Annotated in this window: 11 protein-coding genes and 1 pseudogene; 10 read left to right on the top strand and 2 right to left on the bottom strand. The window is 38.5% G+C overall.

Features of this window, described 5'->3' with window-relative positions:
- Positions 1–81: 81 nt before the first annotated feature.
- From Q0376_RS09050 to Q0376_RS09010, 9 genes are all read left to right on the top strand, one after another.
- Positions 82–267 (top strand): 4-oxalocrotonate tautomerase, encoded by a 186-nt coding sequence (locus Q0376_RS09050; protein WP_298706724.1) that lies wholly within the window; start codon positions 82–84, stop codon positions 265–267.
- A 65-nt stretch (positions 268–332) separates the two neighbouring features.
- A complete protein-coding gene (gene guaB / locus Q0376_RS09045; RefSeq protein ID WP_298706722.1) occupies positions 333–1,787 on the top strand; it encodes an IMP dehydrogenase in 1,455 nt (484 codons plus the stop codon).
- Between the two features lie 19 nt (positions 1,788–1,806).
- Positions 1,807–2,532, top strand: coding sequence for a WecB/TagA/CpsF family glycosyltransferase (locus tag Q0376_RS09040; protein WP_298706719.1), 726 nt, complete (start codon positions 1,807–1,809; stop codon positions 2,530–2,532).
- A 14-nt stretch (positions 2,533–2,546) separates the two neighbouring features.
- Positions 2,547–3,191 carry a phosphatidylserine decarboxylase family protein gene (locus Q0376_RS09035; RefSeq protein WP_298706717.1) on the top strand — a complete coding sequence of 215 codons (645 nt, stop codon included), beginning with the start codon at positions 2,547–2,549 and terminating at the stop codon, positions 3,189–3,191.
- Complete coding sequence (pssA, locus tag Q0376_RS09030) at positions 3,184–3,855, top strand: CDP-diacylglycerol--serine O-phosphatidyltransferase (protein ID WP_298706714.1); 672 nt, start codon at positions 3,184–3,186, stop codon at positions 3,853–3,855. Before Q0376_RS09035 ends, pssA begins: the two co-directional genes overlap by 8 nt.
- A gap of 16 nt (positions 3,856–3,871) precedes the next feature.
- Complete coding sequence (locus Q0376_RS09025; RefSeq protein WP_298706712.1) at positions 3,872–5,170, top strand: glycosyltransferase family 2 protein; 1,299 nt, start codon at positions 3,872–3,874, stop codon at positions 5,168–5,170.
- Between the two features lie 194 nt (positions 5,171–5,364).
- A complete protein-coding gene (surE, locus tag Q0376_RS09020; RefSeq protein WP_298706710.1) occupies positions 5,365–6,126 on the top strand; it encodes a 5'/3'-nucleotidase SurE in 762 nt (253 codons plus the stop codon).
- A 171-nt stretch (positions 6,127–6,297) separates the two neighbouring features.
- Positions 6,298–6,951, top strand: a complete 654-nt coding sequence (locus Q0376_RS09015) for an MmcQ/YjbR family DNA-binding protein (protein ID WP_298706708.1) — start codon at positions 6,298–6,300, stop codon at positions 6,949–6,951.
- 610 nt (positions 6,952–7,561) lie between these two features.
- Positions 7,562–9,232 (top strand): YadA C-terminal domain-containing protein, encoded by a 1,671-nt coding sequence (locus Q0376_RS09010; protein WP_298706706.1) that lies wholly within the window; start codon positions 7,562–7,564, stop codon positions 9,230–9,232.
- Between the two features lie 190 nt (positions 9,233–9,422).
- Here the strand turns inward: Q0376_RS09010 and Q0376_RS09005 are convergent, their stop codons facing one another.
- Both Q0376_RS09005 and Q0376_RS09000 read right to left on the bottom strand, forming a co-directional pair.
- Positions 9,423–10,469 carry a low specificity L-threonine aldolase gene (locus Q0376_RS09005; RefSeq protein ID WP_298706704.1) on the bottom strand — a complete coding sequence of 349 codons (1,047 nt, stop codon included), beginning with the start codon at positions 10,467–10,469 and terminating at the stop codon, positions 9,423–9,425.
- 162 nt (positions 10,470–10,631) lie between these two features.
- Positions 10,632–11,993, bottom strand: coding sequence for an MATE family efflux transporter (locus Q0376_RS09000; protein WP_298706702.1), 1,362 nt, complete (start codon positions 11,991–11,993; stop codon positions 10,632–10,634).
- A gap of 313 nt (positions 11,994–12,306) precedes the next feature.
- On the opposite strand from Q0376_RS09000, the pseudogene Q0376_RS08995 reads away from it, so the two are divergent.
- Positions 12,307–12,967 (top strand): annotated as a pseudogene (locus Q0376_RS08995) (YjbE family putative metal transport protein).
- The last annotated feature ends 45 nt before the right edge of the window (positions 12,968–13,012 follow it).

The raw sequence follows: 13,012 nt of genomic DNA, 5'->3' as shown, positions 1-13,012 counted from the left end.
CTAGTAAGGGTATAATAACAAGATAGATAAGTCTATGTTAATAGGAGTTTCATTCGTTTAGGAGACGGAGGGTAGAGTTTCATGCCAATTATTCATGTAGAATTAGTAGAAGGTCGTACTAAGGAACAAAAGAAACAACTTGGTGAAGAAATCACAAAGGCTACAGTAGATATTATGAAAGTACCTACTGAAGCTGTGAAAGTTATTTTCGTAGATATGAAAAAAGACGACTTTATGGAAGGCGGCGTACTTCGTTCTGAAAAGTAAGACTTACGTTATGTTATAAGATATGTCTAAGCTGATGTAGAAAATTAAGGAGAAAGGAAGTTACCATGAGAGAAGACAAGTTTGGGTTACGCGGTTTAACCTTTGATGATGTATTATTAGTCCCTGCAGCATCTAATGTGTTGCCGCATGAAGTTGATTTAACTACTAACCTAACCCGTGATATTAAGCTCAATATTCCAATGATTAGTTCTGGTATGGATACAGTAACCGAGTCACGTATGGCTATTGCTATGGCCCGTGAAGGGGGTATGGGCGTTATTCACAAAAATATGTCCATTGAAGAACAAGCCCATGAAGTGGACAAAGTAAAACGTTCAGAACATGGTATCATCGTTGATCCAATTTATTTGAGCCCTCAAAATTTATTAGCTGATGCGGAAGAGTTAATGCGCAAATATGCTATTTCTGGTGTACCTGTTACAGTAAATGGCAAATTAGTAGGTATCATTACAAACCGCGATATGCGTTTTGAAAATGACCTTACACGTCCAATTGGTGAAGTTATGACTAAGGAAAACTTAGTTACAGCACCAGTGGGTACCTCTTTGGAAGAAGCGAAAGACTTATTGCGTCGTCATCGCATTGAAAAATTACCTTTGGTAGATAGTGACGGCAATTTAAAAGGCTTAATTACTATCAAAGATATTGAAAAAGCAACTAAGTATCCTAATTCTGCTAAAGATAGCAGCGGCCGTCTCTTAGTTGGCGCTGCTGTAGGCGTAAGTAAGGATTTATATGACCGTATGGATGCACTTGTGGCAGCTAAAGTTGACGTTATTATTGTTGATACGGCTCATGGTCATTCTGCCGGTGTATTGCGCACCTTAAAAGAGTTGAAACAAGCGAATCCACATCTTCCAGTTATTGCTGGTAATGTGGCGACTGCAGCAGGTACAGAAGCATTAATTGAAGCTGGCGCTGATGCAGTTAAAGTAGGTATTGGACCTGGTTCCATTTGTACGACTCGTGTTATCGCTGGTATTGGGGTTCCTCAGATTACAGCGGTTTATGAAAGCGCTAAAGTAGCACGTCGTCATAACATTCCAATTATTGCCGATGGTGGTATTAAATACTCTGGCGACATTGCGAAAGCTATTGCTGCAGGCGCTGGCGTAGTTATGATGGGGAATATTCTTGCTGGTACAGATGAAAGTCCAGGAGAAACTGTAATTTACCAAGGTCGTAGCTATAAAGTATATCGTGGCATGGGCAGCTTAGGTGCCATGAAACTTGGCAGTAAAGACCGTTACTTCCAAAGCGAAGCTAAAAAATTAGTGCCAGAAGGTATCGAAGGTCGGGTACCATATAAAGGCATGTTAGCGGACACTATCTTCCAAATGGTAGGTGGTCTTCGCGCTAGTATGGGGTATTGCGGATGTCACAACATCCAAGAGATGATTAATGATACTCAGTTTATCCAAATTACTGCTGCTGGTCTTAAGGAAAGCCATCCACATGATGTTAGCATCACTGTGGAAGCACCTAACTACAGCGGCTGATTATTGAGGTGTATTTGTATTGCGTAATCAATTGAGCATTCTTGATGTGCCAGTTGACGTTATAACCATGAATGAAACAATTCAGCGTGTACAGGATTTATATTCTGAGCCGGGGCTACATACTGTAGTCACGGTTAACGCTGAAATGGTTATGCGTGCTCAACAGGACAAAGAATTGCACGACATTTTAAAAAAAGCAGATATTGCGGTTCCTGATGGAGCTGGGGTTTTATGGGCTGCTGAGCAATTAGGTAAGCATGTGCCAGAGCGCGTGGCAGGTTGTGATTTAGCAGTAGCTTTATTAGGGGAAGCTGCTAAAAATAACACGCCCGTTTACTTCTTAGGTGCAGCACCGGGTGTGGCGGAGCAGGCTGTAAAAAATATGGAAGCCCGCTGGGGCTCATTACAAGTAGTCGGTATTCACTCCGGCTTTTTTGATGAGCAAGAAGAAGAGCAGATTATCAGGACCATTGAAGAGGGGGGCGCTAAGTTAGTATTAGTCGCCTTAGGAGTACCTAAGCAAGAAAAATGGATTGCGGAGAAATTGCATCATTTAAGTGGTGTTGTTGCCATTGGCTTAGGTGGATCTTTTGACGTCATGGCAGGGACAGTAAAACGTGCACCTGCTTGGATGCAGCGGAATCGATTGGAATGGCTGTATCGCTTAGCCAATCAACCACAGCGTATAGGACGTATGATGGCCCTACCGAAGTTTATGTGGGCCGTTAAGAAGGCAAAAAAATAGAGAGGTGGTGCGAAATGCCCACAGGGATTATCGTAAAAGATGGGTATCCATTGATTATTGGTACCTTTCTGTTAGCAGTGATTGTAGGTTACTTTGTGTCACCTTACATCGCTATTATTCCTTTTGTACTCGCTTGCTTTTTCTTATTCTTTTTTAGAAATCCTGACCGTAAAATTACGACAGATCCTAATTTATTAGTATCTCCAGCAGATGGCACTGTCATGGATGTGAGCGAAGTATATGAAGATTTATTTTTAAATACAGAATGTAAAAAGGTAACGATTTTTCTTTCTGTTTTTGATGTGCATGTAAATCGTGCACCTATGGAAGGTAAAATCACATTCCGACAATATACATGTGGCGGTTTCTTGCCTGCCTATAAGAAAAGTGTAGGTTATGAAAATGAACGCCATTCCATTGGCATTGACAATGGTAAAATTGAAATACTAGTGACTCAAATTGCGGGTTTATTAGCTCGTCGTATTATATCGTGGACTGATCTTGGCAATACCTTAACGAAGGGCCAACTGTATGGCATGATTAAATTTGGTTCTTGCACAGAGTTATTTGTTCCTAAATCAGTAGAAATCTGTGTAAAAAAAGGGGACAAAGTGCGAGGCGGAGAAACTATCGTTGGGAGGATTCACGATAATGGATAAATCTATATTTCCTAATTTGTTCACGGCAGCTAATTTGTCGTTTGGTGTGATTGGTATTACTATGGCAGCACAGGGCGAATTTACTTGGGCTGCATTATGCGTGCTATTTTCACTCATTGCTGACGGCTTTGATGGCCGAGTGGCACGAGCCCTTGGTGTATCTGGTCCTATGGGACGAGAATTAGACTCCTTAGCCGATGTAGTCGGTTTTGGCGTGGCACCAGCGTACATGATTTTTATGTATCAATTGCAGCATGTAGGTTGGATTGCGTATATTCCATTACTTGCCTTTTCCGTATTAGGCGCTTTCCGTTTAGCGCGCTTTAATATTATGACTGAAGAGGTACATGGCTATTTCTTAGGCTTGCCAATTCCGGCAGCAGGCTGTATGGCAGCTACCTATGTGCTCTCTGGTATTCGCGTGCCAGAATGGGCTCTTATGATTTTTATGGTCATTGTAGGCTACTTAATGGTAAGCCGTGTGCATCATCCAGATTTTAAAGGCAAAGGCGCTGATAAAACTAATGCATTAGCTTTAGTCATTACTGCTGTGTTAGGTGTGGCAGCGCTCATCGTAGATTGGCATTCTTGGCCAGTATTGATTTTTGCTTTATACGCCGTATTTGGCATTTGTAATACCATTATTAATACAGTAAGACAGTGAGAGGTGAAGGACGTAAATGGATTATATTCTTGACCTTATCATGATTCCCTTGCAGGTTATTATAGTATTTTATACTTTATACTATTTTGTCCTTGCTGTAGCGGGAATGTGGCGGAGGAAAGAAAAAAAGAATTATACGCCTAAGAACTCATTTGCCATTATTGTGTGTGCTCATAATGAAGAAGCGGTAGTAGGTCAGTTGGTGGAGAATTTAAAAATTTTAGATTACCCTGATGATCTCTATGATATTTTTGTAGTTGCTGATAATTGTACTGATAATACAAAGGCTGTGGCAGAAGCGGCCGGAGCAACAGTGTATGAGCGAGTTAATCATGAGGAAGTAGGCAAGGGCTATGCCATGGGATGGATGTTTAATCGCATTTATGAGATGGATCGCACTTACGATGCTTTCGTTATTTTTGATGCGGACAATTTAGTACATCCGAACTTTTTACTTGAAATGAATCATCACTTAGAGTTAGGGGAACCTGTAATCCAAGGCTATCTTAATGCTAAGAATCCAACTGATACTTGGGTGGCAGGTACATTTGCTATTGCCTTTTGGATGGTAAATCATTTGTGGCATTTAGCTAAATACAATGTAGGTTTGTCTACCGCTCTTGGTGGCACAGGGATGTGCATTCGCACCGATATTATAAAAAAATATGGTTGGGATTGTAATTGTTTAACTGAAGACATGGAGTTCTCCATGAAGCTACTAATCCATGGTGTGCGTACTACTTGGGCGCATGATGCTATTGTATATGATGAAAAGCCCTTGGGCTTTATGCAATCCTGGCGTCAACGTAAACGTTGGGCACAAGGGCATTTTGACTGTGGTGAGCGCTATATTCCTAAACTATTTGTGGAAGGGATTAAGCAAGGCAATATTCGCATTTTAGATGGGATAATTCAAATTAGTCAACCCTATTTCTTATTAGTATCCACGGCCTATTTGATTATGACCTATATTAATGCGTATGTGCCGATTTATACGAATATTATTTATCAAATTTTACCGGTTACGGTTTGGTCCATTATCGGTATTGGTCAATATTTATTCCCTCTTATTGTATTGGCGAGCATTAAGGTACCTAAAAAAGTTTGGCTTTACTACTTAGTATATCCTATCTTTATGTACAGTTGGGTGCCAGTTACATTCTTAGGCTATTTAAATCGTCATGATAAAGTATGGGCTCATACAGAACATACCCGTGGGGTTGCTTTGGGCGAGGTAAAATTGACTCGCATGGGTAATGTGAAGACTGATAAAATGGCCAATAAAGACGGTCAAGAAGATAAGTCTCATGAATGATATTAAGCTGGCTAAGTCATAGTGTAAGGCTAACGTATAAAATTGAAACATAAGCAAGGATAGTAAGAAGTAAACATTTGATAGTTTACTCAACTATGGTTATAATGGAAAGTATCTGGAAGGATACTTTCCATTTTTCTATATATATGTATCATACATATAATATTCTTTGTATCTCAGAAAGGAACTACACCATGCATATATTACTAACTAACGATGATGGATTTCGCGCTAAAGGAATTCGTGATTTGGCGGCGGAATTAGCAAAACACCACCGAGTTACCATTGTGGCTCCTGAACGGGAACAGAGTGCTAAGTCACATTCGATTACAATACAGGACCCAGTGCGCACATTTAAAGTAACCCGTGACCCAGAGGCAAATCCTCAGTGCATTGCCGTATCAGGAACACCGACAGATTGCATGAAACTGGCTTTGTATCACTTATTAAAAGATGACATGCCTGATCTCGTTGTGTCAGGTGTAAATGATGGATTCAATTTGGGGTCTGACGCCCTATACTCTGGCACAGTAAGTGCAGCCATGGAAGCAATGTTTTATAAAGTGCCGGCCTTAGCTATATCAGTTGAGCGCTACAGTCAAGAGCGAGGCCGTGAAATAACACCATTTATTGCTGAATTTATTAATCGTGTCTATGTAGAAGAACAATATAAAGGATTATTAAATATGAACTTCTCTAAAGAAGGCCCTATTGGCTGGGATCAAGTAGAAGTACTCGATCAAGGGATGCAACATTATGTGGACATTATTGATGAACGGGAAGATCGTAAGGGGCGTGCGTATTTTTGGATTGGTGGGCGACTTGCTTTTATCCCAGAAGAGACCCCGACGGATGTAATGGCTATAAAAGAAAATAAAATTACTGTAGTAGCGCTTACTTGGAAACAGCAGGATGAAGCAGGCACGCACATGATGCGTTCTATGTTGAAGAAATAGACGCTTTATATTGGATAAATAGAGGTTCTAAATTGCGCTCTATGTTCAGGAAAGCGACGTTCTCTATTAAAGAAAGAGACATTATCTATAAAAGAACTAGACTCTTTATGTTGATGAAAAGGCGCACTTGTGCAGAAGTCATAACTTTTGGGATGAAATGAAGGCGATACCATGCTGTTTAAAGAACAATTAGTCAATTATGAATTAAATGCCCATAAGGCACAGGGGGTTGGCTGTACTTGTCATGAAGGTGTATTTTATTACACTACATTATTAGCGAAGGGAGCCTTTGAGGCTCAAGTTAGCTTTACTGATGCGGAAATAGACGTTAAGGTCGTAGATAGTGGTACTAAAGAGCCTTATACATTGCTCGAAATTCCTAGCAGCGATGGCCCCTTTGTAATGAGTGTGCGTCATGAAGTGGAGCAATTAGTACAGTATATACTGGGTCAATGCTTTGATTTTAAAGATATAAAGCAAGGGCTTGTTCAATATATGATGGATACTTATGGTACAATTCCTGAATCGCCGTGGAAAAAATATCCTAAATTTCTGACATTTAAAACTACTAAGAAACAAAAATGGTACGCCATTATGATGAATATACCAGCAACTTCCTTAGGCTTAAAAGGTGAAGAAGTAGTAGAGGTTTTAAATGTTAAAATCAATCCTCCGTCAGTGGCTCAATATATAGACCAAAAGACCTTCTTTCCGGCTTATCATATGAATAAGAAACATTGGATTACCATTATGCTTCATAAGGATATATCACTAAACATGGTAAAAACCATGATTGATAAAAGTTATAAGTTAGTTGAATCGTAGAGAAAACAGGCTCGCATAGAGCCTGTTTTTTATTTATAGAATAGTATAATTGTGATATAAGTTTATAGAGATATAAGGATTTTTCGTACTGTTAAAATAATTTAATTTTTCAAGAAGAATAAAATTATACATAGTTAAGTTTTTCATATATAGTTTTTATTGAGAACGTGCTAGTATGTATAATACGTAAAAATGCCTATGGATTATGGTGTTAACAACATTTGTTTAGCTTATTTAATGGTTAATTTTAAATATTTTAAAATTAAATTAAAGTGATAATGATAAATTTTAGTTTATTTTTCTAAAAATATTAAAAAATATGAATTTTACATTCAATCAATCATAAAAGTTATTGATGATATACTTGACAAGTTTTATTATGATTAATATGATGATGAATCATATATGAATTTTATTTTATAAAGACGCAATATTATTGATATCAAAAATATTGAAAAATGATGCTATGAAATGAAATTGAGTTGAGTTGTAGTGCGGATGTATCATCTGTTAAATAATTTTCCACTATATCTTAGGGGGCGTGGCATATTGATATAACCATACTATGACAGAGTGTTAAAGATGTGTTGTTAGATGAAGGTGTTGTAATATGAAACAAAGTAAGAAACGTATGTTAAAATCCTTAGTAATGTCTACTTTGATGGTAGCTAGCGTGGCCACGGCGGTGCAGGCGCAAGCTGTAACGTTAGGTGATACTGCTAAAGCCCACGATGGAGCAGTTGCAATTGGTAATAATGTAGTCGCAGAAAAAGTTGATGCCGCCAATCCAGCAGAAATAGGTTCAATTGCGATTGGTAATGATGCTGTTGCTAAAAATGATGGCATAGCTATTGGGAACAATGTTTACACGGGGCGAAAAGATGAAACGTATGATAACTTACGTCCAGAAAATATTTCCATTGGTAATCGCGTGCAAGCGGCTATTGGAGCGACGAACCATGGAATTGGTATTGGCAGTGATGTGGTCCATGGTCTATCTTCTGTGGGGATTGGTACTAATGTAAATGCGCAAACGATGGACAGTATTGTTATTGGACATAATGCGAGTGCTAAGCTTGGTAAAGAAGGCATTGCTATTGGGCTTAATGCTACTACAGCTTTGCAAAGTATCGCGTTAGGCACTGATACTAAGGCTAACTCTAAATCTATAGCTATTGGTTTAAGTTCAATAGCTGATCAAGTTGCTGATGGTGTAGCACTTGGCAGTAAATCTATAGCGAATCGTAATGGGTTGATTTTTGAGGGAACACCTGAAGTAACTACGAGTGAAACTCCTGTATTGGGAGAATTGGTTCCTTATCATCCTAAAAAGGTTTCTACACCTGTAACAACAGAAGTTTATGCCTCTAGTAAAGCGAGTAAGGATGATAAAGCCAGTATTGTATCTACAGTAAAAGGTTCATTAAGTGCAGTTTCTGTGGGGAATGATGATGAGACTCGCCAAATCGTTCATGTAGCAGCTGGTAGTGCTGATACCGATGCAGTCAACGTTGCTCAATTAAAGTCTGTAGATAACCGATTAACTGTAGTTGATGGACAAGTAGTAGAATTAACTGGGCGTGTTGATACTATAGAAAACCAAATTAATGATATTAAGACTTCTGGTTCTACTAATACTACTGAGATTAACAATATTAAAGAAATAGTTAATAATCAGAAAGACACTATTGAACAGCATGACAGAGAAATTAAGGATTTAGGCGACCGCGTATCTGACAATACTAAATCCATTAATGACTTAGACGGCCGTGTAACTAACAACACCAATGCCATTTCTGATTTAAATGACCGCTTTGATAGCCAAAGCAATGCGATTTCTGGTTTAAATACGAGAGTGGATCGTTTAGGTAAAGAAGTAAACAAAGTTGGTGCTGGTGCAGCTGCCTTAGCTGGTTTACATCCACTTGATTTTGACGATGACTCTAAATTGACTTTCGCTGCTGGTTTTGGTTCCTACAAAAATGAACAAGCTGCTGCAGTAGGTGCATTCTATCGTCCTAATGAAAACTTGATGTTCAGCTTTGGTACGGCTGTAGGTAACTCTGATAATATGTACAATGCAGGATTATCCGTACGTTTTGGTCAATCCTCTCCTTATGAAGGATTAAGCAAGGCTGAATTAGTATCCGAATTAGAAAAACAAGGTCAAGACATTGATGCATTAAAAGCGAAAGCTAGTGAAGTAGACACTGTTAAAGCAGAAAATGCAGCATTAAACGAACGTTTAGCTAAATTAGAAGCATTAATTACTAATCGCTAATTAGAACATAGGTAATTAACGTGTAGATAATTACTGATTTTAAAACTTAATAGTTAATAAATAAAAAGACTGTTGTGAAATGAAATTATCATCTCATAACAGTCTTTTTCTGTATTCCCTAACTATGGAATTACATCACCTAACTATGGCGTTACATCATATAAGGGTATATACTCTTATGACACCTTTTCTACAACAACCCAATCAACGCATCTACATCGTCTTCGTTAGTAGCCCAACTGGTGGCAAGTCGAATAATAACATGATTTTCATCGATTCGTTCCCAGAAGCTTACAGCGCAATGTTTGGTGAGTTGGTCATAGGCTTCATTCGTTAAGGTAACAAAAATCTGATTTGTAGGGGATGGAAAGGCTAAGGTATAGTTTTTATTTTGTAATGCTATGCGAAGTTTTCTTGCCATAGCTGTGCCGTGTTGCCCGATTGTTTCGTATAAATTATTGGTAAATAAAATATCAAATTGGAGCCCTAAGAGACGGCCTTTAGCGAGTAAGGCACCATTTTGTTTGATAATAGTAAAGAAGTGAGGCACAGTATTGGCTTTAGTAAATACTAATGCTTCACCAAAGAGAGCACCGCATTTTGTGCCACCTATGTAAAAGGCATCGCAAAGACGACCTAAATCCTCTAGTGTAACATCGTTCTCAGGGCAGCTTAATGCGTAGGCAAGACGCGCACCATCAATATAGAGGGGCAGTTTATAGTTTTCGCAGACTTTGTGGATAGCCGTTAATTCCTCGAGGCTGTAGAGCGTACCGTACTCTGTAGGCTGTGAAATATATACCATACCAGGTTTTACTATATGATCATGATTTTCATCATTCCAATAAGTCTCCATGAGCTTTGTGATTTGTGTGGCTGATATTTTACCATACGTATGAGGAAGCGTTAATACTTTATGGCCTCCCAGCTCGATGGCACCAGCTTCGTGGGTACTAATATGCCCCGTATCAGCTGCAATAACGCCTTCGTAGCTTGAGAGTAAGCTCTTAATAACAAGGGCATTAGTTTGTGTGCCACCGACGAGAAAGTAGACTTCACCATTTGGCACATTGCAGGCACTCTTGATTTTCTCTTTGGCAGAAGTAGAATATTCATCTAGACCATAACCAGCGCTTTGCTCCATATTAGTGACTGTGAGTTTTTCGAGGAGGGCAGGATGCGCACCTTCCATATAATCTGAGGCAAAGGATAGCATATGAGTGGTAGTTAGTTTCATAAAAGTCTCCTTACATGTTAGATACTATTTTGATATATTTTATACATTTAATAGATTTAACACATTTCATACATTTAATACATTTGATATAAAGCGTAGGCTCTTAACTCGACATTAAGGAAGAGCCTATTTTATAACTATATATTAGGGCTTATTTTACAACTATAAATTAGGGCTTATTTTATAGCGGCGGTATTGAATGTACCAAGTACGCCACGTATAGAGTATGCCAGCGGCAGCAACACTGCTTAATAGACCAACCCAAATGCCATAAGGGCCGTAGTCAAATACATAGGTAAAGAGGGCCACTACTGGCACGCTGACGCCCCAATAACAGGAAATAGCAATGGCAGAGACGATTTTAACATCTTTATACCCTCGAAGAACGCCTTGTAATGGTGTACCAAAGGCATCAATAACGGAGAAGAATACTGCATAGGATAGGAAACTGCCGATAAGTTGAATCATAGATGGATCAGATGTATAATAGCCAGCAATTTCATGTAAGTGGGTAAAACTGTAAGAGCAGATTAAAATAGCAATGATAATGGCCATGATCCGCGCAATATAAGCATAGGTGCGGGCATCTTTATATCGTTTGGCGCCCACTTCATAAGATACTGCAATGGTGCAGGCAATACTGATACTAAGAGGGAAGCCATAGAATAAGTTGGTAAAGCTAATGGCTGCTTGATGGGCGGCAATAATATTAGTGCCGTAATAGGCCATTAATAAAGCGGCTAAGCTAAATATGCTCATTTCACAGAAAATAGCAAAACCAATGGGAACGCCCAATTTAATTTGTTCTAAAATATAAATTCGCATAGGACGACCCAAATTACTAAAGAATCGATAGTGTTTAAAAGCTTTGCTAATAGATAAAATTAGTACATAGGCGAGTACATTGTACCAAGCACAGATAGCGGTAGCGATGCCAGCGCCAACGCCGCCTAAGGCAGGAAGGCCAAAATGGCCGAGGATCAAACCATAGTCGAGGAAGACATTGAGTAAGAAGCTAGTAAAAATAACTGTCATAGAATAATGTGTATAACCGTGAGAGTCTACGGTATTACGTAAAATACAGCTCCACAAGAGGGGAATAATGGCTATACCGATAGCACTCATATACTGAATGGCAATATCATAGGCGGCAGGTTCTAAGTCTAAGAGATTGAGTACTGGCTTTAGTCCGAGTGCGCCTATCCCGATTAAAAGAATGCCAAGAAAGGTGGCTAAATATAGTCCATTACCTACAATCGTAGGAATGGTATCCTTCTTTTTAGCACCTAGCAATTGACCTAGAATTGGTGATATGCCTAGTAAAATGCCCATAGTCCCATAAAATGAGGCTGTCCAAATATTGTAGCCCACGGAAATACCAGCCAAGTGTATTGTACTGTATTGTCCGGTTAGTAATATGGAAATAAATGCACCGGCCATTAAAGAAAATTGAGTAATAATAATGGGGATGCTCAGTCTGATAAAACGAAGTATTTTGCTCGATAATGTAAATGTAGGTTCCATATAATCTCCTTGTTTAAAATTCTATTTCTATTATACTGAAAATTAGTATATATTGTTAGAGAGAGATTGTGTCGTTCGAGATATATTGTTAGGTATATATGTTAAAAAGAATGAGTTAAGACATAGTCTTTCTTTACAAAGATTTTACAGTTATAATTCCTAGTATTTTAAAATAATTAATTGATTAGTTAGAATATTTTAGATATAATATATAAGAAGCTAATTTCTCTGTATTTTATAGAGTTTTGGAGCTTTTTATTAATTTATAAAGAGATTATTGTGTTTAAAAGACATTATTGGAGGTTATGCATAATTGGAACTATTTACGTTAGCAGGTTTGCTTGCATTATTTAAAATCATTGTTATTGACATTTTATTAGCCGGTGATAACGCGATTGTAATTGGTATGGCGGCTAAAAACTTAGAGCCAAACCATAGAAAGCAAGCTATCTTCTGGGGGACTGCTGGGGCGATTGGATTACGCCTTATCTTGGCATTCTTGTTTGTGGAAGCGATTAACAATATACCAGGACTTCACTTAGTGGGCGGTGTATTATTACTTTGGATTGATGGCCGATTCTAGCGGAGAACACAATATTGAAGCTAAGAGCAACTTAAGTGGTGCTATTATGACGATTATTATTGCGGACGGCATCATGAGTATTGACAATGTAATTGGCGTTGTTGGTGCTGCACAAGGCCATATGGGCTTGGTATTAGTGGGGATTTTAGTAACTGTACCACTTATTATCTGGGGTAGCCGCTTATTCGTAAACCTTATTGATAAATACCCTGTAATTCTGTACTTCGGTGGTGGTATCTTAGGTTGGATCGGTGGCGAAATGATTCACGCTGACCACTATGTAATGGACTATTTCAACGAAACTACTACATTAATCTTTAAGATTGTATGTGTAGTGGCTGTTGTAGGCTTAGCTTTATTGAAAAAAGGCTTAAGCAAAAAAGACGCTTAATACACATAAAGCTAAAAAGATAAAGCTAAAAAGATAAAGATAAAA

Origin of the sequence: uncultured Veillonella sp., from assembly GCF_937981445.1 — a bacterium.
In the GTDB taxonomy this organism is placed as follows: domain Bacteria; phylum Bacillota; class Negativicutes; order Veillonellales; family Veillonellaceae; genus Veillonella_A.
This window is presented reverse-complemented; position numbering and strand designations above follow the sequence as displayed.